Origin of the sequence: Microlunatus soli, from assembly GCF_900105385.1 — a bacterium.
GTDB lineage: Bacteria > Actinomycetota > Actinomycetes > Propionibacteriales > Propionibacteriaceae > Microlunatus > Microlunatus soli.
In genome coordinates this window covers 6,309,266-6,330,553 of record NZ_LT629772.1, presented here as the reverse complement: position 1 = coordinate 6,330,553, position 21,288 = coordinate 6,309,266, and the positions used below count along the sequence as shown (strand labels likewise).

The following is a 21,288-nucleotide window of genomic DNA, read 5'->3' as shown; positions in this document are numbered from 1 at the left end:
AGTAGGTCCTCGGAGGTAGACGACAGAAGCGTGCGGGTGGACCTACGAGGTGCTCGCATGACTGTTGCCTCCTGCTTCCGGGTGTGCCGGTCGATACCAACTGATGCCACAAACGACGGATGCCAGTCGATCAGAAACCTTGATCGACCGGCAACCGGTTATTGCTGTTGAGTTGTACGGGCCTGGCTCAGCCGCCCCAGGTGCCGGTCGGACCGGGCTGGGACTTGATCTGGTCGTACCGGGCGCCCTCGGGCTTGCTCGGCATCGCCATCAGCACCAGCAGGATGATGCCCCCGACCGACGGGATGAAGCTCAAGAAGAAGAACCCACCTGACATGTTCTGGTCGTGCAGCCGCCGCCAGGAGATCGACAGCTGCGGCACGATGATCGCCAGGTAGAACAGCACCATCAAGATGGCGAACGGAACCATCCCTGCCCCGGGTTCACCGGACGAATCAGCGGTGGCGAAGCCGAAGATCATCAAGCCGGCGTAGAGAACGATGCCGATGATCCCCACGAACAGTGTCCACCACCAGTACTCGCTCCGGCTGGCCCGGCCGTCGAAGCGGGCGTACTTGGAGAACGCCCGCTTGATCGCTGCCCCGAATCCGATCCCGTAGTAGGGCAGGTCGAGGGTGCCGGGATCGCCGGCGGCCTGGCTGCCGTACACCGGGGCCGCGTAGCCCTGGCCGTACGGCTGCTGCCCGTAGCCCTGCTGCCCGTAGGACTGCTGTCCATAGGACTGCTGACCGTACGGATCGCTCTGGCCGTAGGCCTGCTGCCCATAGGGCTGCTGAGCCGACTGCTGCCCGTACGGATCCTGGGCCGACTGCTGCCCATACGGCTGCTGCGCGGACTGCTGACCATACGGCTGCTGAGCCGACTGCTGCCCATACGGATCCTGAGCCGACTGCTGCCCATACGGCTGCTGAGCCGACTGCTGCCCGTACGGATCCTGGGCCGACTGCTGCCCATAGGGCTGCTGCGCGGACTGCTGCCCGTACGGATCCTGGGCCGACTGCTGACCATACGGCTGCTGCGCGGACTGCTGACCATACGGATCCTGAGCCGACTGCTGACCGTACGGCTGCTGGGGCTGTCCGCCCTCCGTCGGGGCGGTCGACGACCCGGGGAAGGTTGATGAGCTGGATGCGCTCGAGCCCTGGTCGGCACCGTAGGTGCCCGACCCGTAGCCGCCGGACTGATACGGATCGCTGCCGTAGTTGCCCGAGCCGTAGGTCCCGGCGCCGTATCCGCCCGCTTGACCCGGTTCGTTCCCGGTCGGGTTGTACGGCGACGCCTGCGGCCGCTGGTCGCCCGATCCCTGACCGGGATCGTTCGGCTGTTGCTGATCTGAACTCATCAAAACCTCTTTACCAAAGTCTTTCTTGTCCCCGACATACTGCCCTGTCGCCGAGAACGCTCCCCGAAGGACCGGTTGTACCCCCGATGTGCGGATCAGTTGCGGCGGTCGTACTGCGCGCCCTGCGGATCGGACGGCATGCACATCAGCACCAGCATGATGATTCCGCCGACGGACGGGATCAGGACCAGCAGGTAGAACAAGCCGGACTTGTTCTGGTCGTGCAGGCGGCGGACGCCGACCGCGATGCTCGGGATGATCATCACCAGGCTCAACAGGCCCGCGATGACGTAGAAGACGACGCCGCCGGCTCCCATCGCACCGGTGGTCTTGTCCATCGTGGAAACACCGATGATCGCGCCGATGATGTACAGAACGGTGGGAATACCGGCCGCGGCCAGGGTCCACCACCAGTACTCACTGCGGCTGGCTCGACCGTCGAAGCGGACGAACTTGGAGAACCCGCGCTTGATCGCATCGACGAATCCGATGCCGTAGTAGGGAAGGTCAAGGGTTCCGGGGTCTCCGGCGGCCTGCTGGCCGTAGGGGGTGGGCGTCGGCGCTGCGTAACTCATGACAATTCCTCCTGTAGATGTGCGCTCCGTGCCGCCCTTCGGCACCGAGTCGCGTCCACCGGAAATATCGACGCAGCGCCCATCGAACCGGTTCCTTGTTCGCGAAGAATCTTTTCGCGAGGTCCGACGGTCATCACGTTTGTTCCCGGGGGTAAAGTCGTGCGGGATCGCATTCTGCGCGATTCCGTCCGGAGCAGCCAACCATACGGAATCGGCAGACCACGACTCCACTCGCGACACGGCAGCAACGATCCGGCAACGATGTTGTCATGCGCTGTGCTGCCCGCCGTTGTCAACCTGACACCGGGCGAAGGCCGAAACGGGCCAGAACGGACCGACATCGTGATCCGGACACAACGGGGACTCGATCAGCAATCTGATCCGAGGGCGACCTCGAACCGAGTTGTCAGGCGTTCGACCAGCGTGGCTGATTACGGGTAGTGTGTGCCCGATCCCTGTGCGGACGCCGAGGTTTGCCGACCACTCGCGAGTCGCCGACCACGCTGGCGTTGCCGACCGGGGCCCGGGGTGTTGTCGCGGAGGCTGACGTTCCAGTGCTGAGGTTCCGATGTGCGGCTGCCAGCCATGTGGGGCTGGTCCGCACCAACAATGAGGATTCCGGTTATGCCGGAGCGTATCTGTTGTTGGTCGCCGACGGCGTCGGCGGTGCCGCGGCCGGCGAGGTCGCATCGGCCAGCACGACCTACGTCACCAGTTCGGTGTCGATGATCAGCGATGACGACCCGCTCGCCGTGCTCGCCCAGGCCGTCGAATTCGCCCACCACCACGTCCGCGACGGGGTCGAGGCCGACCCGCAGCGGGACGGCATGTCCACCACGTTGACCGCCGTCCTCGGCAACGGCGAACGATTCGGACTGGTGCACGTCGGAGATTCCCGTGGCTACCTGTGGCGAGACGGTGCGTTGACCCCGATCACCCGCGACCACAGCCTGATGCAGATGCTGCTCGACTCCGGCGAACTGCGCCCCGAGGACGCCGAGGACTTTCCCTATCGGTCGGTGATCGCCCGGTCGATCAACCAGATCGAGGATCCCGAACCGGATCTGGTGCTGCTCGATCTGCGGTGCGGTGATCGGATCCTGCTGGCCAGCGACGGATTGACCGACATCGTTCCCGACGACCTGCTCGGCCCTACCGTGGCGATGCCGGACCTCGATGCCGCGGTCGACGAACTGGTCTCCCTGGCCCTGGCGGCCGGCGGTCGGGACAACGTCACCTGCATCCTCGGCGAGGTCGTCGAGGGCGATCTGATCCACCCGCGAGGCAGGATGATCGGAGCGGCCGCCGATCCGCACAACCTGATCGACCCGGCCGCCGTACGCATCGACCGGGTCGGCGGACGGCGTACGGCCAAGCTGCAGGCCGTGTCGACCGGCGCCGACCCCTGGGGGCACACCGGCGCAACGGCATGACTCAGGACGGCACGCCGGCGATCACGGTGATCGTTCCGGGCGCGATCTCGGTGAAGCCGGCATCCCGGACCGCCAGCAGGCCGTCCTGCGCCCAGGCCCGGCCGGCGTCGGCCACGGCGGACTGCAGCTGCTGCCATCGATGACCGTCGGCCCGTCGGACATCCACCGGGCATTCCGCGTCGGCCCAGCGGCGCAACAGCTCCGGAGAGTCCGCGGACAACAGTGCGGCGGCGATCATGCCCGCGTGCCCGGCCTGTGCCATGGTCTTGCCCAGCGTCATCGCCGGTTCCGGCGGGATCCACACCCTCAGCGTGCCGGCGGGCGGGTCGAAGGTGGGCGGCTCGTCAACCGGCGCGTCGGTCCCGCCGACCTGCAGCTTGGCGACCCGCTTGTCCAACTCGTCGACCAGGCCGGGCAACAGCACGCGGACCTCGGTGTCGCCATCGGCCAGCGTCACACCGGGCAGGTCGGCGGTCGCGGCCCAGGGTGCGCCACGCCCGCGCCGGGTGACCTTGCGGATGTGGCCGCCGGCGTAGGCGGTGATCGCCTCCGTCCAGTCCGGATCGGTTCCGACCCGCGGGTCGAGACAGATCCGGGCGGCGCCGCTCGCCGCGAGTCGCAGCGCGGCGTGCCAGGACGGCGTCCGATCACGTTCCATCCGCAGGATCAGCTGCATCGCCCGGATCTGATCCGGGTCCTCGTCGCGATCCTCGAGTACCTCGCTGACGTCCAGTCCCAGCCATGCGGCGTATCGGGCGCGAAGCGGGGCCAACGGGTCCGACGGGGCGGCGTCGGCGGGAGTGGTCTGATCCGGCATGGTGATCATCTTGCCAACAACGGTCAGGCCGCCCTCCGCAGCATGGCCGACACCCGATCGTGCAACTCTGCCGGCTCGACGCCGAAACTGCGGACCAGCGTCGTAGCGGCCCCGTCCAGTCGGGTCAGTCCGAGCAGCAGGTGCTCGGGTCCGATCTCTTTGTGCTGGAGGTGGATCGCCTCGCGCAACGCCAGTTCCAGTGCCTTCTTCGCCGGTCGATCGAACGGGATGTGCCCGCGACGCCGCCCGCGCGGCTCGAAGGTGCCGTCCAGCGCTCCGGCTCCGAAGGTCTCCTCCACCTTGCTCCGGACGAGCGACAGGTCGATCCCGATCCGGCCGAGCGCATCGTCGTCCGTCACTCCCCCATCCTCGACATCGACCTCCGCCAGCCGATCACGAACCGCGCGATAGCGCAGACCGCTCTCGTCCAACACGTGGCGGATCGGTTCATCGATGTGCCACAGCGTCCCCAGCAGCAGGTGCTGCGGCCCGATGATCGGACTCCGGAGATCACGGGCTTCGGTCTGTGCCTGGATCACGATGTCGCGGGCCGCGACGGTGAACCGCTCGAACATGGTTGTCGTCCCTTCAACGTCGTCGTTCGTTCAGCCGTCATCGACGGATTCGGCCGTACTTCTTGTGCGCCGCCTGCCGTGAGATCCCCAACGCGGCCGCGATCTGCTGCCACGACCAGCCGCGCCGCCGTGCTTGGTCGACGTGCAGGCTCTCGAGGCGATCGGCCAGTGACCGGAGCGCGACGACGGCGCGCAGTCCGATCGCTGGGTCGTCGCTGCCGAGGTCCCGTTCGATCTCCGGACCGACGGGTGCCGCGCCGTCGACCGGTCGATCCCGTTGTGCAGCCATGGTGTCATCCTAGGTTGACGCCCTGGAGTCGTCAACCAATATTGACAACCGGGTCTGCGCGCCGAGTCACCCGGGTTCCCTCTATGCTTACTCGGGTTTGGTCGCAGTCGCGACCTCCCCGATCAGAGAGCGAGTGCGGTTCCGCCGTGTCGAACATCTTCATCCGGGCCCACAAGAGCCCGTTCCGGCCGGCGACCGCCGAGCAGACGATCCGGCAGCACCTGATCGGGAACAACGTCGGCAATCTGATCTTCAGCCAGAGCGTCTGCCGACTTCTCAGCACCCGCGGCACAACCATCCGCACCGGCGGCCTGGGTGGCACGTCACCGTGGGGCGACGATCGACGCCCCGATCGACTCGTGCTGCCGCTGGCCAATGCGTTCCGCCCCGGATTCGGTGACCGGCTGGAGCGGATGGCGACGGTCATCGAGCAGGCAGCCGTCCCGGTGACGGTGCTCGGCGTCGGCGCCCAGGCCACCTTGTCCGGCCGTCGCAAGCATCGCGATGCCACCGACCGGGCCGTCCAACGATTCGTCCGAGCCACCCTGCAGCACTCCACCGGGCCGATCGGCGTACGAGGTGAGTTCACCCGCGAATACCTTGCAGGGTTGGGATTCGGGGCTGCCGACGTCACCGTGATCGGCTGCCCGTCGATGTTCGGCCGCGGTGCCGATCTGAGGATCGACCGGCGGGTCGACGCGATCGGACCGCAGTCGGCGATCGCCTTGAACATCAGCCCGTACGTGCCCGAGATGGGTCCGCTGTCCCGACGCCACGCCGAGCAGTATCCGAACCTGACCTACATCGCCCAGAATCAGCAGTCGTTGGAGTTCCTGCTCACCGGCCACTACCCGGCCCCGCCCGACTCGGTCGTCTTCGGCTCGGGTGTCCCGGTCACCGACGACCACCCACTGATCCAACAGGACCGAACGCGCTTCTTCCTCGATCCGGTGACCTGGATCGACCATCTCCGGGACTACCAGTTCTCCTTCGGCACCCGGATCCACGGCAACATCGCGGCGCTGCTGGCGGGCACGCCTGCCGTCGTGCTCGCGCACGACTCCCGGACCGCGGAACTCGCCGAGTATCACGACATCCCGTTCCGGCTGATCACCGATGCGCCGGGGCAGATCGATGCGGCCGAGCTCTACGCCGAGGCGGACTGGGGTCCGCTGAACCGCGGGCACGCCGCACGCTGGTCGACCTTCGCCGACTTCCTCCGACAGCACGATCTGTCCACCGTCTACGACGACGGCCAGGACGGCGGCGCACGGTTCGACGCCCGGTTGGCAGCGGTCGACTTTCCCGCAGCAGTACGCCGCTCCGGCCCCGGCTCGATCGAGCCGTCGGTACGGCCGAGCAGAGCGGCCGGCACTGCCCCGATCGGCCTTCGACGGACAGCCCGACGGATCCTCGGCGGACCGGCACGGCGGTTACGCGCCCGGGCTCGCCGATTGGTCTCGGTCGAACCGCGGGATCAGCTGCCTTCCTGACCGGCCACTTCTCGATCGGGCAGCGGTAGCCGGACGGCCACCAACGGCAGGAAGAACTGGACCAGCGGGCCGATGGCGACGGCGTAGGCGACGGTGCCGATCCACAGATCACCGCCGAGCAGGAAGCCGATGATCACCACGACGACCTCGATCGCGGTCCGGACCAGCCAGACCGGACGGCCGGTGCGGCCGACCAGACCGGTCATCAGTCCGTCCCGGGCACCGGGTCCGAGCTGGGCACCGATGTAGATCGCACCGGCCAGTCCGTTCAGGACGATGCCACCGGCGAGCGCGACGATGCGGACCGGCAGCCCGGACGGCGCCGGCAGCACCGATAGCGCGAGATCGACGAAGATCCCGATCAGGACGGCGTTGCAGATCGTCCCGAGTCCCGGCCACTGCCGCAACGGGATCCACAGCAGCAGCACGACGACACTGACCGCGATGGTGATCTGTCCGTAGCTGAACGGCAGATGGTGGGTGATGCCCTGCGCCAGCACACCCCACGGCTCGATGCCCAGCGAGGCCCGCAGCATGAACGCCATCGAGACGCCGTACAGGAACAGCCCGAAGATCAATTGGACCAGCCGGCGCGGCAGCCGACCCGCTCGCAACTGCTGGATCGGGCTCATCGGCGACAACGCCGCGGCAGCACGTGCCGCGCTGCCGAACTTCGGCCTGCCGATGCTGGGCGTCGTTCTGCTCACGGTGCACAGCATGCCTAGAATTGGCCCCTGAGTCCATATCCAATTCTGCGGCCGCGGACCGGTCCGCGGCCGATCGCACAGTGGGAGATGACGATGTCCGCGCATTGGCTGACAGCCGCCCAGCTCACCGGACTGCTGGGCGGCAAGGACTGGGAAGCACCGGTCTATCGCGATCTTGCGATGCGGATCCGGCTGCTGGTGATCGACGGCCAACTGCCCGACGGCTTCCGGTTGCCCAGCGAACGGGACCTGTGTGCGTCGCTCGGCCTGAGCCGGACCACCGTCACCAGTGCCTATGCGGCGCTGCGCGATCAGGGGGTCCTGCAGGCACGCCGCGGCGCGGGTAACTTCGTCCATCAGCCCGAGGGTGGACTGGCCAGCAGCCTGTTACCGATCACCCTGGCCGCCGACGAGGACAACGCGCTGGTCGCGCTGAACACCGCTGCCTCCACCGCACCACCGGGACTCGGGCGGGCCTACCAGGATGCGGCCGAACGACTTCCGGCGCTGCTGGCCGGGACCGGCTACTTCCCCGACGGTGTGGAATCGCTGCGGTCCACCCTGGCGGACTGGTTCACCGCACGTGGACTGCCGACCAAGGCCGGCCAGTTGATCATCACCGTCGGCTCACTGTCGGCCTGGAACGTGATCTTGCAGGGACTCGCCGATCCGGGCGACCCGGTACTGCTGGAATCACCGACCTACTACAACGCGATCGAGGCCTGCCGGCGACGCGGCTCCCGCCTGGTCCCGTTCCCGATCTCGCCGCAGGACTGGGATCCGGACCGACTCGAAACGATCTTGGGACGATCGCGGGCGCGGCTGGCCTTCCTGATCCCGGAGTTCCAGAACCCGACCGGGATCTGGTTGGACGAGGAACAACGGCGAGCCGCCGCACGGACCCTCAATCGGCATCAGGTGATCACCGTCATCGACGAGACGCTGGTCGACCTCCGGCTGGACGGCGATGCCGAGCGCACGCCGATGGGCAGCCTGCTGGACAATGCGATCACCATCGGCTCGGCCAGCAAGTCCTTCTGGGGCGGTTTGCGGATCGGCTGGATCCGGTCACCCAAGCAGTATGTCCGCAAGCTGATCGAGACCCAGGCCACCATGGACAACGGGGCGGCGCCGTTCGAGCAGCTCGTGGTGGCCGAGTTGATGCGTAACTCCGAGACGATTCTTGATCATCAACGGCGCCGGATCCGGCAGCAACGCGACCAGTTGCTGACAGCGATGACCGGCACGCTGCCGGAGTGGACGTTGCAGGTGCCGCGCGGCGGGCTGTCGCTGTGGTTCCGACTGCCGACCGAGTCGTCGAATCTGGTCAGCGCCCTGGCCCGGAAACGGGACCTGGTGCTGACCCCGGGGCCGCGGTTCTATCCGCGAGGCGGTGGCCGCCGTCAGTTGCGGATCCCGTACGTGGCCGATCCGCAGGTGCTCAGTGAGGCCGTCCGCCGGTTGAGTCTGGCCTGGGACGAGGCCCGGTCGGGAACCGATGCTCCCACCGGCACCCGGTCCCCGCACCTGATCATCTGATCAGCACGGCCGAACTCAGCCCTTGGCGGCCTTGGCCTTGGCCTTGGCCTTCTCGGCCTTCTTGGTCTCCCGGACCTTGGCCAGTGACTCGTCGTCGACGATGTCGGCAACGGATCGGAAGACGCCGTCCTCGCCGTACTTGCCGGCCGCCGCCTGCCATCCGCTGGGGGTGACACCGCGCTGTTTTCCCAACAGGGCAACGAAGATCGATGCCTTCTGGTCCCCCAGCCCGGGGAGCGCTGCCAGTCGCCGTTTGAGTTCCTTGCCGTCCTCGGCGGTGTCCCAGAGCCGGCTGGCGTCGCCGTCGTAGTCGGCGACCAGCGCGCGGCAGACGTCGTGCACCCGCTTGCCCATCGATCCGGGGAAACGGTGCACGGCCGGGCGCTGGGAGCAGATCGCCACGAAATCGTCGACGTCGAGTTCGGCGATCTTGCTGACGTCGAAGCGGCCGCCCATCCGTTCGGCGATCACCGACGGGCCGCTGAACGCCTTCTCCATCGGGACCTGTTGATCAAGGACCATGCCGATCAGCAGTGCGTTCGGGTCGGTGGACAGCAACCGGTCGACCGCGGTGTCGCCGGTCAGGTGCAGTGCGTCGCTCATGACGCCTCATTGTGCCAGTCGGCCCGTCGGCACCGCCACGATGCGGGAAGCACGGACCGTACGCAAGGATGAGCCCGTGCAGAGTACCTCCGAACCTTTGGCCCGACGGCTCGGGCTGGGCGACGCCGTCCTGATCGGGCTCGGCTCGATGATCGGTGCGGGCGTCTTCGCCGCATTCGGGCCGGCGGCGGCCGCGGCCGGCTCCGGGCTGCTGATCGGGCTGGTGCTGGCGGCCGCCATCGCCTACTGCAATGCCGTGGCGTCGGCCCAGCTTGCTGCCGTCTATCCGGTCTCGGGTGGCACCTACAGCTACGGCCGGGAGCGTCTCGGCGAATGGTTCGGCTTCACTGCGGGCTGGGGGTTCGTGGTCGGTAAGACGGCGTCCTGCGCGGCGATGGCGTTGACCTTCGCCTCCTACGCGGTGCCGTCCGGCTGGTTGCAGCGGGTGATCGCCGTGGTCGCCGTCCTCGCGTTGGCCGCACTCAACTATCGCGGGATCACCCGGACCGCCCAGCTGACCCGGATCCTGGTCCTGGTCAGCCTGCTCGCCCTCGCGGTGCTGGTCGTCGGCATCGGCGTCGGCGGCGACGCCACGACCAGCAAGCTGGGGTTGCCGTCCGCGTTGTGGACCGGCGGCCCGTACGGGATCGCCCAGTCGGCGGGGCTGCTGTTCTTCGCGATCGCCGGCTATGCCCGGATCGCCACGCTGGGTGAGGAGGTCCGGGATCCGGCCCGGACCATCCCGCGGGCGATCCCGGTTGCGTTGGCGATCACCGTCGTGGTCTACCTGGTTGTCGGCGTCGCAGCACTGGCTGCCGCCGGGCCGGACCTGCTGGCGTCCTCGCCGGCGCCGCTGGCGACGGCTGTCCGAGCGGCCGGCGCCGAGCACCTCGTGGTGATTGTCCGGATCGGCGGCGCCGTCGCGGCACTCGGCGCCCTGTTGTCACTGATCGCCGGCGTCGGCCGGACCAGTCTGGCGATGGCCAGGAATCGGGATCTGCCCCGCTGGCTGTCCGCGGTCCATCCACGGTTCCAGGTCCCCCATCACGCCGAGATCGCGCTGGCGGTGGTGGTCTCGGTGGCGGTCGCCGTGGTCGATCTGCGCGAAGTGATCGGATTCTCCTCCTTCGGCGTGTTGATCTACTACGCGATCGCCAACGCGTCGGCCTTCACCCAACCCGTCGCCGAGCGTCGCTGGCCCCGGGCGTTGAACGTGATCGGCTGCATCGGCTGCCTGGTGCTGGTGGCGACCCTGCCCTGGCAGTCCGTGGCAGCCGGGATCGGGATGTTCGCCGTCGGACTCGTGGGGCGGCTGATCGTGCTCTCCCGTCGTACCGGCTGACATCGGCAGCAGCGGAGTTGCGCGGCGACGGCGCAGGGACAGCGAGCGGGGTACGCTGGCGAACGTGACGCTCATCACACAATCCGGGTGAACCTGCGAGTAGCAAGGAGCCTTCGATGCGAATCTCCGACATCCTCCACGACAAGGGCGCCGACGTCGTCACCGCGACACCGGATCAGACAGTCGGGCAGTTGGTGGCCATCCTCAAGCAGCACAATCTCGGCGCGGTCGTCGTCTCCGCGGGTGGCCGCGACATCGCCGGCATCGTCTCCGAACGGGACGTGGTCCGTCGACTGGCCGACGGGCCCGCCGTCCTGGACCAGCGGATCGACGCCATCATGACGCCGGTCACCAGACTGCGCAGTTGCGGCCCGACCGACTCGGTCGACTCGTTGATGGAGCTGATGACCGAGAACCGGATCCGCCACGTGCCGGTCCTGGATGACGACGGCCGGTTGACCGGCATCGTCAGCATCGGTGACGTGGTCAAGAGCCGGCTCGGAGAGCTCAAGTTCCAGCGCGACGAGCTGGAACACTACGTGAGCGGCTGACCCACCCAGCAGGATCGATGGCGGCAGGATCGGTGGCGGCACGATCGGCGGCCCGGTGAGCGGGCCTGCCTCCGTACCGGCCTGTCCGCCCGTCATGATGGCGGGATGCCGGGCCCGCAGACGACAGAGACGACGGCCTCCTGGTCCGATGTCTCCTTCCCGCTGCCGTTGCGTAGTCATCAGACCCGCGCCCTGGCTGCCATCGAGTCATCCTGGTCCGCGGGCTCGCAACGCTCCTGGGTGGTGCTCCCGCCGGGAGCGGGCAAGACGCTGGTCGGACTGGAGGCTGCCCGCCGCCGCGCGCAACCGGTCGTCATCTTCTCCCCCAACACCGCGATCCAGGGTCAGTGGATCGCGGAGTGGCAGCGCTTCGAGCCACCGGACCTGACGATCGGCGACGACCGCGCGTTGGCGACGCCGCTGAGCTCGCTGACCTACCAATCGTTGGCGACCTTCGATCCCGAGTTCGATCCCGACGACGACGTCGGCGACGCCTCCGACGACGGAGACGATCCGGACAGTCTGCTCGCACGGCTGAACACCGGCGGCGCGGCGCTCGTCGAGGCAATGCGTGCCACCGGGCCGTTGACGATCATCCTGGACGAGTGCCACCACCTGCTGGAGGTGTGGGGGCGGCTGATCGCCGAGCTGCTCGAGGAACTGCCGCAGGCCACGGTGATCGCGCTCACCGCAACGCCACCGGACTCGCTGACGCCGACCGAGTCGGAACTCGTCGATGCACTGTTCGGACCGCCGCTCTACGCCACCTCCATCCCGGCCCTGGTCCGCGACGGCTACCTTGCTCCGTTCGCCGAATTCGCCTGGTTGGTCCGTCCGTCGGCGCAGGAGTCGGAGTGGCTGATCGGCGAGGCCGAACGGTTCGCCGTACTGCAGACCGACCTGACCGAAACCGGCATCGCCAGTACCGACTTCCTGGAGTGGATCGATCGCCGTTTCGTCAGCCGCACCATCGACACCGGTGACGATCCGGTCGACCATCCCGGTGCCGACCGGCTCGACGTCGACCGGCTCGAACTCGACTGGTATCGACTCGAACAGGACGAACCCGAGCTGGCCGCCGCGGCTCTGCGGTTCTGCACCGCCGGACTGCTCGCGGTCCCGCCCGGAGCCACCCTGCGCGAGGAGCATCGGCGGCCGCCGAGCGCCGACGACTGGGTCGCGCTGATCAAGGACTACGTCGAGACCTGCCTGCGTCCGTCCAGCGATGAACGCGATCAGGAACTACTGGAACGGATCGGCGCCGCACTCCCCGGAATCGGCTACCAATTGACGCGCCGCGGCATCCGACGGGGACGTTCTCCGGTCGATCGGGTGATCGCCCGCAGCGCGGCGAAGACCGATGCCAGCGTGGAGATCCTGGCTGCCGAGTCCGCCGAGCTCGGTGACCGACTGCGTGCGGTGGCATTGTGTGATCATGAACGAGCCACTGCGACCGTGCCGGCCGGTTTGCGCGGTGTCCTGCGGGCCGAGGCAGGGTCGGCACGGCTGCTGCTGGACACGTTGATCAACGACGACCGGACCGGTGGCCTGTCGCCCTTGATGATCACCGGCCGCACCGTCGCCGGGGCGACGGACACGATCGCAGCCCTGTCCTCGTTCGCCCATGATCAGGATCCCGGCCTCCGGCTGGAGACCGTCCCGGTCGATGATCATGACTTCGTCGAGCTCCGCGGCTGGACGTCACGGCAGTGGGTTCCGATCGCCACCCGCTTCTTCGAGACCGGGCGGAGTCGAGTGCTGATCGGCACCCGTGCCTTGCTCGGTGAGGGGTGGGACGCGCAGCGGGTCAACGTGCTGGTCGACCTCACCACGGCGACAACGCCGACCGCGGTCGTGCAGACCCGCGGCCGCGCACTGCGACTGGATCCGCATTGGCCCGACAAGGTCGCGCACACCTGGAGCGTGGTGTGTGTCAGTGATGATCATCCGGGTGGCGCCGGGGACTGGGATCGCTTCGTTCGCAAGCATCGCGGCTATCTCGCCGTCACCGACTCCGGTGAGATCGCCGTCGGTGTCGGTCACGTCGACCCGGGGTTCTCGCCGTACGCGGCTCCGCCGACCGGCACCTTCGCGGCCAACAACGCCGCCATGCTGGTCCGGGCGCAGAACCGGTGTCGGATCCGGGACCTGTGGCAGATCGGCAGTCCGTACCATGATCAACTCGTGCACGCGGTTCGGCTGACCTCCGATCGACGGACGATTGCCCGACCGGAGCTCCCCTCAGCTGCACTGGTCGCCCCCGAGCTCGTTCCCGGAGATCCCGCGCCGCGAAGGGACCGCGGCAACACGATCATGATCATCGGCGGTTCGGCTGCCGTGCTGATCACGATGATCGTCCTGCTGCTGTTCGGCCAGGATTGGGCGCCGGCGCTGGTGATCCCCATGCTGGCCGGTGGGGGCTGGTGGCTGCGGCAGCGCCGGGCCGCCGACCTGGCTGCCGGACGGCGACTCGCCGCCTGGGCCGAGCCGCCGGACCTGATCGATCTCGGTCGCGCCGTCGCCGACGGGCTGCACGCGGCCGGCCTGAGTGATCGCGGCGCCGAGGCGGTCTCCGCGGCCGTGGACTCCGGCGGCGGTTATCGGATCACCCTTGCCGACGTCTCGACCAGGACCTCGGAGATCTTCGCCGAGGCGATGGCCGAACTGGTCGCCCCGATCGGCTCGCCGCGCTATCTCCTGCCCCGTTATCAACCCGTTCCGATTGCCGACGACGCCCAACAGCTCCGTCGTGCGGGCGCCCGCTGGTCATCGGGACAGCCGCTGGATCGGCAGCGGGTCACCTACCACGCGGTGCCTGCCGTCTTCGGTGTGAACGCCGACCGGGCCGGGCATCTGAGGACGGGCTGGAACCGCTGGGTGAGCGCCGGCGAACCGATCCGGGCAGCCACAGCGGAAGGCACCGGCATCCTGGTCAGTACCCGCGGCAGCTCACCGATCGACGTCGCCGCCGCGCTGCGTCAGGTCTGGGAATGACCTATCCGATCAGAGGTTGATCATCTTGCCGTCGGCGATGCCGTGCGCAACTTCCTTCAACGTCTCCGACAGGGTCGGATGGGCGTGTACGTTGCGGGCGATCTCCTCGGCGGTCAGATCCCACTTCTGAGCCAGGGTCAGCTCGGGCAGCAGTTCGGTGACATCGGGGCCGATCATCGCTGCGCCGAGCAACTCGCCGTACTTGGCGTCGGCGATCAGCTTGACGAAACCGGTCGCTTCGCCGAGCCCGTGGGCCTTGCCGTTGGCAGTGAACGGGAACTTGGCGACCTTGACGTCGTATCCGGCTTCCTTGGCCTGGTCCTCGCTGAGCCCGAAGGAGCCGATCTGCGGCTGACAATAGGTCGCCCGCGGCACCATCGAGTAGTCGACCGGCATCGTCTCCGCGCCGGCGATCGTCTCGGCGGCGACGATGCCCATCGCCTCGGCGTTGTGGGCCAACATGATCTTGGCGGTGACGTCACCGATGGCGAAGATGGTGGGCACCGAGGTCCGGCAGTAGTCGTCGATCTGGATCGCGCCGCGATCGGTCAGCGCGACACCGGTCGCCTCCAGACCGTAGCCCTCGGTGCGGGCGGCGAAGCCGATCGCCTGCAGCACCTTGTCGGCCTCCAACACCTGTTGATCACCACCGGCGGCAGGGCTGACGGTGACCTTCACCTTGTCGCCGGAGTCGTCGATGGTCTCGACCTTGGTGCCGGTCAGCACCGTCACCCCGAGCTTCTTGTAGGCCTTGGCCAGCTCGGCGGAGATGTCCTTGTCCTCGGTCGGCACCATCCGGTCCAGGAACTCCACGATCGTCACGTCCACGCCGTAGTTGGCCAGCACGTAGCCGAATTCGACGCCGATCGCCCCGGCACCGGCGATCACGATCGACCCGGGCAACTGGTCGGTCATGATCTGCTCTTCGTAGGTGACCACCCGTTCGCTGAGCTGGGTCCCCGGCAGCAGCCGGGTGGTGGCGCCGGTGGCGATGATGCAGTTGTCGAAGGTGAGCTCGGTCTGACCGTCGGCGCCGTCGACGGTCATCGCCGTCGCGCTGGTGAAGGTCGCCCAGCCCTCATACTCCTTGACCTTGTTCTTCTTCATCAGGAAGTGCACGCCCTTGCTCATCCGGTCGCTGACCGAGCGGGAGCGCTTGAAGGCCGCACCGAAATCGAACGTCACGTCACCGGAAATGCCGAACGTCGACGCCTCCTTGGTGAAGACATGGGCCAGTTCTGCGTTGCGGAGCAGAGCCTTGGACGGGATGCAGCCGACATTGAGGCAGACACCACCCCAGTATTTCTTCTCCACGATCGCCACGGATTTGCCCAACTGAGCCGCTCGGATCGCGGCAACGTACCCACCGGGGCCGGCCCCGAGAACGACGACGTCGAAGTGTTCGGTCATGCCACGAACTCTAGTGTCCGCTCGGTGACGGATCGCGGCGGGCTCGCCTCCGCTGACGGTGGTGATCTTCGGCACAACCACGGCGGCCTGCGGTCACAACCCGATAACCACTTCGGATTCCCTGCGGGGAAGCTTGGCGGGACTGACCCTGATCGGGCAAGACTGCTCTGCGGTGATCCGATCGGGTCCGGCGACGGACGAGCCCGGGCCGCATGACGACAACGTGTGAATGAAGACAACGCCGAGAGTGGTCAGGAGACGCGCCGTGACCAAGATGAGACTCAGAAATATCTCGGATGTGAGTTATTCTCCTCCGGTGACTGAATTGACCTTGGACCACATCGGTGGACTGATCCGTGACGCACGGAAGCACCGGGGGCTCACACAGACCCAACTGGCATCGCAACTCGGCACCAGTCAGAGCGCAATCCACAGGATCGAGGCCGGCAATCAGAATCTCAGTCTTGACATGGTGACCCGCATCGCAGAGGCCCTCGAGCAGCCGATCATCTCCCTCGGCGCAGCCGGCCCGACACATCTCCGGGTCCAGGGCGGCAACACACTCAGCGGCAGCATCGAGGTCCGCTCCTCCAAGAACGCCGCGGTCGCGGTGCTCTGCGCAAGCCTGCTCAACCGGGGTCGCACGGTCCTCAAGGGCATCGCCCGGATCGAGGAGGTCAACCGGATCGTCGAGGTACTCACCTCGATCGGTGTGGAAGCCACCTGGTCGGCCGACCGGAGCGATCTCACCCTGGTCCGTCCGGACAAACTTGATCTTGACGCGATGGATGTCGACGCTGCTCGACGGACCCGCAGCATCATCATGTTCTTCGGTCCGCTGCTGCATGCCTACGACAAGTTCATGCTGCCCTACGCCGGCGGATGTGATCTTGGTGCGCGCACCATCGAGCCGCACCTGCAGGTGTTGCGACACTTCGGTCTCGAGGTCACCGCGACCGTCGGCTACTACCACAGCGTGGTCGATCCGACCGTCGAGCCGACCCGGCCGATCACCCTGACCGAGCGCGGCGACACCGCGACCGAGAACGCGTTGCTGGCCGCCGCGATGAACCCGGGTGTGACCGTGCTGCGCAACGCCAGCCCGAACTACATGGTGCAGGATCTGTGCTTCTTCCTGACCAAGCTCGGCGTCCAGATCGACGGGATCGGCACCACAACGTTGACGATCCGTGGTGTGGAGGAGATCAGCACCGACGTCGAGTACGCCCCGTCGGAGGACCCGATCGAGGCGATGAGCCTGCTCACCGCCGGCATCGTCACCAACTCCGAGTTGACGATCACCCGGGCGCCGATCGAGTTCCTGGAGATCGAGCTGTCCATCCTCGGCGAGATGGGGTTGGACTTCACCCTGTCGGAGGAGTACGAGTCGCGTAACGGTCACACGCGATTGGTCGACATCACCGTCCGGCCGAGTGCGTTGAAAGCACCGATCGACAAGATCCACCCGATGCCGTTCCCGGGTCTGAACATCGACAATCTGCCGTTCTTCGCCGTGATCGCCGCCGCCGCTGAGGGCACCACCACCCTGCACGACTGGGTGTATGAGAACCGCGCCATCCATCTCCTGGAGATGAACAAGATCGGCGCCAACATGCAGCTGCTCGACCCGCACCGGTTGCGGATCGTCGGCCCGACCCGCTGGCGGGGCTATGAGATCGTCTGCCCGCAGGCCCTGCGGCCGAGTGTCTGCATCCTGCTCGGCATGCTCGCCGCTCGCGGCGAGTCGGTGCTCCGCGACGTCTACATGATCAACCGCGGCTATGAGGACCTGCCCAACCGGCTGAACGCGATCGGAGCCAACATCGAGGTCTTCCGCGACTGACACTCCCGCCGACCCGTCAGTTCCTCCCCGACATTCCGCGCGTGTCGGGGAGGAACTGACGGGTCGGCGTTTGGGGGTGGCTCAGAGTTCTGCCAGGCCTTGGTCGGCGAGCCACTGGCGGGCACGGCGGCGGGAGGCCCGGGACAGCCAGGCGTCCTGGATCAGTTCGGTCACCTCGTCGCGGGTGATCTCGTGCAGTCGGGACGCCCTGACCAGGATCGACAGGTGCCCGTCGAAGTGCGGTGTGCTGAAGAACGGTGTGGACTCGTCCTGGATCAGCGCCATCTTGTCGGCCTGTGATGCGACCCAGATGACGATCACGTCGTCGTAGCGTTCGCCGGTGTCCGGGTCGTAGGCGTCGGGTCGCGGCGTACGGAAGAACACGAACGACTTGCCGCCGACCTGATAGACACGGTTGCCCTTCGGGCCGGTTTCCACCGTGACGTACGGCAACTCCCCCGCGATCCGGTGGACGTCGGCAGCAGTTGCCTGGCAGTGTGCCGTCATGATCATGCACTGTACGCAGAAGTCCCGCCGAGCCGACAGGGCTCAGCGGGACTTCTGCTGTTGATCAACGGGTCAAAACCCTGCCTGGGTTCAAGCAGCGGCGATGTCCGCAGTGCAGTACCTGCACTTGGTGGCGCCGACCGGCAGATCGTCGGACAGGCAGGACGGGCAGGTCTGTGCCGGCGCCGGATCGCCGAAGACGGTCACGCCCCGACGGGCCTGGACATGCTTGTACGGAACGACGATCGCGAAGTAGATCACCGCCATGAAGATGATGAAGTAGATGATCGCGCTGATGAACGCCCCGATGTTCAGGAAGGTCGCGGCGTTGCCTTCTCCACCGAGCTGGACACCCAGTCCCTGGCTGTTCGGCGCTGCGCCGGATGCCCGCGCAACGATCGGGTTGATGATGTTGTCGGTGAAGGCGCTGATCAGTGTGCTGAACGCCGTCGCCACCACCAGGCCGACCGCGACGACGATGATGTCGCCGCGCATCAAGAAATTCTTGAAGCCCTTCATTCTTGCTGGTCTCCTCGTCACGAAATCTTTCCTGCGTCGACCCGTTCGAGACAGACACGCAGTTTGGTCAGGAAGAGATTAGCGTTCTGCCTGCCCGTTGCGATGACACAACGCACCGGGCATCCAGATTGGAGTACTTCCAGATTCGACGGCCGGCTCGTCGACGGTCGTTCACTGCAGCCGGGTCGGGATGAAGACCTCCCGTGGCCGGGCGATGACGTCCTGGGCAGCGACCAACTGCAGCTCCCGGCTGCCGAGGTCGGCGGTGATGCTGAGTACGCCGTAGGCGACGGCGGCAGTGTCGGCCAGCGCCTGGACCGGGTCGGCCGGCGAGAGCAGCCCGCCGAGGAAGACCGCGGCGGTCAGATCCCCTGCCCCGGTGAAGGTCTGGCCCAACAGCGGGGTGGTCACCAACCAGGCGCCGTCGTCGTTGACCATGATCATCGCCAGGTCTTCGGGTGCGTCGGTGGTGATCACGCTGGTGACCAGAACGGTCCGCGGGCCGAGCTCCCGGGCGGCGGTCGCGGCCGCCAGCACGTCGTCGGTGCTGTCGGTCGGCAGCCCGGTCAGCAGTCCGAGCTCGAACTGGTTGGGCGTGATCACCTGTGCGGCCGGGACCACCCGGGTCCGCATGAACTCCGGGATGCCGGGACGGACGTAGACGCCACGATCGACGTCGCCCATCACCGGGTCACAGCAGTAGATGGCCCGCGGATTGCGACTCCGGACCAACTCGACTGCCGCCAGTACGGCTGCGCCGACGTCCTCCCCGCCCTGGTAGCCCGACAGCACCGCGTCGCAGCGGCCCAGTACGCCACGGTCGTCGATCCCGCGCACCACCTCCAGGACGTCGTCGGCCGCCAACAGCGGCCCGCGCCAGGATCCGTAGCTGGTGTTGTTGGAGAAGTGCACGGTGTAGACCGGCCAGACCTCGACGCCGCGCCGCATCAACGGAAAGGTCGCGGCACTGTTGCCGACATGGCCGTACGCGACCGAGGACTGGATGGAGAGGATCGTGGTCACCGCGACATCCTTCCATCCGGGTCCGGTTGTGCACGACTCTCCCACCCGACCCTTCGGATCGGTCAGACTGTGCACTGTGACCGACAGCACCGACCAGCCCGAACCTCAGCACCGCACCTCGGCGTCGTCCCTCTCCGAACGGCTGGACGCCATCGCCCAGGCAGCGGTCGACGAGGCGGCCGGATCCGGGACCGCGATCCGGGTCTCCTACCAGCTCGCGTCGGCGTCCGGGCCGATCGCCGGGCGGGCGGCCGACGATGAGCATTACGCCGCGAGCACGATGAAGCTGCCGCTGGTGCTGGCTGCCTACCGCGGCCGCGACCAGGGACGGCTCGACCTGGACTCGATGCTCACCGTCCACAACAGCTTCACCTCCAGGGTCGGTAGCCCGTTCGGGGTCGACGTCGAGGACGACTCCGATCATGAGGTGTGGGACGCGATGGGCAGCCAGGTGTCGCTGCGCTGGCTGTGCCGGCGTTCGATCATCCGATCCTCCAACCTGGCGACCAACCTGGTGCTGGAGGCGGTCGGCTTCGATGCCGTCGCCGAGGCGATCGCGGCCTGCGACGCCGGCGACCTGCGGGTGGTGCGGATGATCAACGACTACGCCGCCCAGCAGGTCGGCCGCAGCAATGTGGTGACCGCCGCCGGCCTGAACGCCGTGCTGGCCGCGCTGGCCGCCGGCACCGCCGCTGAGCCCGCCACCTGTCGGGAGGTGTTGGCGATCCTGGCGGACAACGAAGTGACCACCGACGTGACACAGGGGCTGCCGGAGGGCACCTGGGTCGCGCACAAGAACGGCTGGGTCAGTGACGCGGTGCTCGACGCCGCCCTGATCCGTCCCGGCGGGGTCGACGACCCGGAGGGGGAATTCGTGCTCAGCGCCGCCGTCAGCGGACGCTGGCCCAATGACCGGTCGCACGACGTGATCGGCCGCCTGGCCGCCGAGGCGTGGGCACACCGTACGGCCTGGCAGGCCGACAGCTATGCCGCCGACGTGCCGGTCGGTCATGGCTGAGGCGCAGCTCGGGGTGGCGTCGGACGCCGAGTCGGAGCTGCCGCTGGATCCAGCCTCTACAGTTGTGGACATGTCGACCGGGGGCGCGCGTGGCCGCGACCACGGCACCGATCAGCAGCCGACCGCACCGGATTCCGACCAGGATGACCCGGCGACGGATGCTCCGCAGTCCCCCGACAGCCCCGGCAATCACGGTGCCGACCAACCGCAGCAACCGGCGGAACCGACCGAGGAACGGCATCGCCACCACCACGGCGACGTACCGGTGCTGCTGGACAAGACCGACGATCGCTGGGAGTGGCGCCGCAAGATCCGTGCCGACCCGCACAAGGCACGGATCTACCGCGTGGTGATCGCGATCGCCGGGACCTTGTTGATCGCGCTGGGCGCGGTGACCGGACCGCTTCCCGGTCCCGGCGGCATTCCGCTGGTGCTGCTCGGGCTCGCGGTCTGGGCCAGCGAATTCGAATGGGCGCAGCGGCTGATGCAGTGGTTCAAGAAGCAGCTGCACAAGTTCCGCGGCTGGAGCCGCCCCCGGCAGGTGCTCGGCTGGGTGATCTTCTTCGCTTGCCTGGGTGCGCTCGGGTACGGGTATCTTCTGCTGCTCGGCCTACCCACCTGGATGCCGGCCGCGATCGCCCATTGGTTGGACCGGCTGCCGGGCGTCAACTGACGAAGCGCGGCCAA

20 protein-coding genes are annotated in these 21,288 nt (G+C 67.5%); 9 read left to right on the top strand and 11 right to left on the bottom strand.

Annotation, left to right across the window (positions count from 1 at the left end):
• Window positions 1-187: 187 nt before the first annotated feature.
• Together BLU38_RS32155 and BLU38_RS28965 are read right to left on the bottom strand one after the other, a co-directional pair.
• Window positions 188-1,363: a DUF805 domain-containing protein gene (locus BLU38_RS32155; RefSeq protein ID WP_269458144.1), complete on the bottom strand. Its 1,176-nt coding sequence runs from the start codon at window positions 1,361-1,363 to the stop codon at window positions 188-190.
• 95 nt (window positions 1,364-1,458) lie between these two features.
• Window positions 1,459-1,938, bottom strand: coding sequence for a DUF805 domain-containing protein (locus tag BLU38_RS28965; RefSeq protein ID WP_091530562.1), 480 nt, complete (start codon window positions 1,936-1,938; stop codon window positions 1,459-1,461).
• A 554-nt stretch (window positions 1,939-2,492) separates the two neighbouring features.
• On the opposite strand from BLU38_RS28965, the gene BLU38_RS28960 reads away from it, so the two are divergent.
• Window positions 2,493-3,371: a PP2C family protein-serine/threonine phosphatase gene (locus BLU38_RS28960; RefSeq protein WP_157683821.1), complete on the top strand. Its 879-nt coding sequence runs from the start codon at window positions 2,493-2,495 to the stop codon at window positions 3,369-3,371.
• Between the two features lies 1 nt (window position 3,372).
• Here BLU38_RS28960 and BLU38_RS28955 read toward each other — a convergent pair whose 3' ends face one another.
• From BLU38_RS28955 to BLU38_RS28945, 3 genes are read right to left on the bottom strand one after another with little or no spacing between them, the layout of a single operon-like run.
• Window positions 3,373-4,188 carry a peptidyl-tRNA hydrolase gene (locus BLU38_RS28955; RefSeq protein ID WP_091533347.1) on the bottom strand — a complete coding sequence of 272 codons (816 nt, stop codon included), beginning with the start codon at window positions 4,186-4,188 and terminating at the stop codon, window positions 3,373-3,375.
• Between the two features lie 23 nt (window positions 4,189-4,211).
• Window positions 4,212-4,763, bottom strand: coding sequence for a Clp protease N-terminal domain-containing protein (locus BLU38_RS28950; RefSeq protein WP_091530555.1), 552 nt, complete (start codon window positions 4,761-4,763; stop codon window positions 4,212-4,214).
• Window positions 4,764-4,800: 37 nt separating this feature from the next.
• Window positions 4,801-5,052, bottom strand: a complete 252-nt coding sequence (locus BLU38_RS28945) for an RNA polymerase subunit sigma-70 (RefSeq protein ID WP_231920084.1) — start codon at window positions 5,050-5,052, stop codon at window positions 4,801-4,803.
• Window positions 5,053-5,198: 146 nt separating this feature from the next.
• Between BLU38_RS28945 and BLU38_RS28940 the strand changes: the two genes are divergently transcribed.
• Entirely contained in the window at window positions 5,199-6,545 is a 1,347-nt protein-coding gene (locus BLU38_RS28940) for a polysaccharide pyruvyl transferase family protein (RefSeq protein WP_157683818.1), read from the top strand.
• On the opposite strand, the gene yczE is transcribed toward BLU38_RS28940, so the two are convergent.
• Window positions 6,530-7,252 (bottom strand): membrane protein YczE, encoded by a 723-nt coding sequence (yczE, locus tag BLU38_RS31110; protein ID WP_157683816.1) that lies wholly within the window; start codon window positions 7,250-7,252, stop codon window positions 6,530-6,532. The genes BLU38_RS28940 and yczE overlap by 16 nt on opposite strands.
• A gap of 93 nt (window positions 7,253-7,345) precedes the next feature.
• Here yczE and yczR point away from each other — a divergent pair, with 93 nt between their 5' ends.
• On the top strand, window positions 7,346-8,791 hold the full coding sequence (yczR, locus tag BLU38_RS28925) for a MocR-like transcription factor YczR (RefSeq protein WP_172836246.1): 1,446 nt from the start codon (window positions 7,346-7,348) through the stop codon (window positions 8,789-8,791).
• Between the two features lie 15 nt (window positions 8,792-8,806).
• Here yczR and BLU38_RS28920 read toward each other — a convergent pair whose 3' ends face one another.
• Window positions 8,807-9,394 carry an HhH-GPD-type base excision DNA repair protein gene (locus BLU38_RS28920; RefSeq protein WP_091530548.1) on the bottom strand — a complete coding sequence of 196 codons (588 nt, stop codon included), beginning with the start codon at window positions 9,392-9,394 and terminating at the stop codon, window positions 8,807-8,809.
• Between the two features lie 76 nt (window positions 9,395-9,470).
• On the opposite strand from BLU38_RS28920, the gene BLU38_RS28915 reads away from it, so the two are divergent.
• The 3 genes from BLU38_RS28915 (at window position 9,471) to BLU38_RS28905 (ending at window position 14,281) form a co-directional block, all read left to right on the top strand.
• Window positions 9,471-10,736 carry an APC family permease gene (locus tag BLU38_RS28915; RefSeq protein WP_231920083.1) on the top strand — a complete coding sequence of 422 codons (1,266 nt, stop codon included), beginning with the start codon at window positions 9,471-9,473 and terminating at the stop codon, window positions 10,734-10,736.
• 116 nt (window positions 10,737-10,852) lie between these two features.
• Window positions 10,853-11,287 carry a CBS domain-containing protein gene (locus tag BLU38_RS28910; protein WP_091530546.1) on the top strand — a complete coding sequence of 145 codons (435 nt, stop codon included), beginning with the start codon at window positions 10,853-10,855 and terminating at the stop codon, window positions 11,285-11,287.
• Window positions 11,288-11,392: 105 nt separating this feature from the next.
• Complete coding sequence (locus BLU38_RS28905) at window positions 11,393-14,281, top strand: DEAD/DEAH box helicase family protein (protein ID WP_091530543.1); 2,889 nt, start codon at window positions 11,393-11,395, stop codon at window positions 14,279-14,281.
• Between the two features lie 9 nt (window positions 14,282-14,290).
• Here the strand turns inward: BLU38_RS28905 and lpdA are convergent, their stop codons facing one another.
• Window positions 14,291-15,691, bottom strand: coding sequence for a dihydrolipoyl dehydrogenase (lpdA, locus tag BLU38_RS28900; protein WP_091530539.1), 1,401 nt, complete (start codon window positions 15,689-15,691; stop codon window positions 14,291-14,293).
• 316 nt (window positions 15,692-16,007) lie between these two features.
• Here lpdA and BLU38_RS28895 point away from each other — a divergent pair, with 316 nt between their 5' ends.
• Window positions 16,008-17,534, top strand: coding sequence for a helix-turn-helix domain-containing protein (locus BLU38_RS28895; protein WP_091530536.1), 1,527 nt, complete (start codon window positions 16,008-16,010; stop codon window positions 17,532-17,534).
• A gap of 81 nt (window positions 17,535-17,615) precedes the next feature.
• Here the strand turns inward: BLU38_RS28895 and BLU38_RS28890 are convergent, their stop codons facing one another.
• The 3 genes from BLU38_RS28890 to pdxY all read right to left on the bottom strand — a co-directional run bounded on the left by BLU38_RS28890 (window position 17,616) and on the right by pdxY (window position 19,583).
• Window positions 17,616-18,041: an MmcQ/YjbR family DNA-binding protein gene (locus BLU38_RS28890; RefSeq protein ID WP_197679915.1), complete on the bottom strand. Its 426-nt coding sequence runs from the start codon at window positions 18,039-18,041 to the stop codon at window positions 17,616-17,618.
• A 90-nt stretch (window positions 18,042-18,131) separates the two neighbouring features.
• Window positions 18,132-18,560 carry a large conductance mechanosensitive channel protein MscL gene (locus tag BLU38_RS28885; RefSeq protein WP_091530529.1) on the bottom strand — a complete coding sequence of 143 codons (429 nt, stop codon included), beginning with the start codon at window positions 18,558-18,560 and terminating at the stop codon, window positions 18,132-18,134.
• Window positions 18,561-18,731: 171 nt separating this feature from the next.
• Window positions 18,732-19,583 carry a pyridoxal kinase PdxY gene (gene pdxY / locus BLU38_RS28880; protein WP_091533341.1) on the bottom strand — a complete coding sequence of 284 codons (852 nt, stop codon included), beginning with the start codon at window positions 19,581-19,583 and terminating at the stop codon, window positions 18,732-18,734.
• 76 nt (window positions 19,584-19,659) lie between these two features.
• Here pdxY and BLU38_RS28875 point away from each other — a divergent pair, with 76 nt between their 5' ends.
• Window positions 19,660-20,601 carry a serine hydrolase gene (locus BLU38_RS28875; protein WP_157683814.1) on the top strand — a complete coding sequence of 314 codons (942 nt, stop codon included), beginning with the start codon at window positions 19,660-19,662 and terminating at the stop codon, window positions 20,599-20,601.
• Between the two features lie 70 nt (window positions 20,602-20,671).
• Window positions 20,672-21,274 carry a PGPGW domain-containing protein gene (locus BLU38_RS28870; protein WP_157683812.1) on the top strand — a complete coding sequence of 201 codons (603 nt, stop codon included), beginning with the start codon at window positions 20,672-20,674 and terminating at the stop codon, window positions 21,272-21,274.
• The last annotated feature ends 14 nt before the right edge of the window (window positions 21,275-21,288 follow it).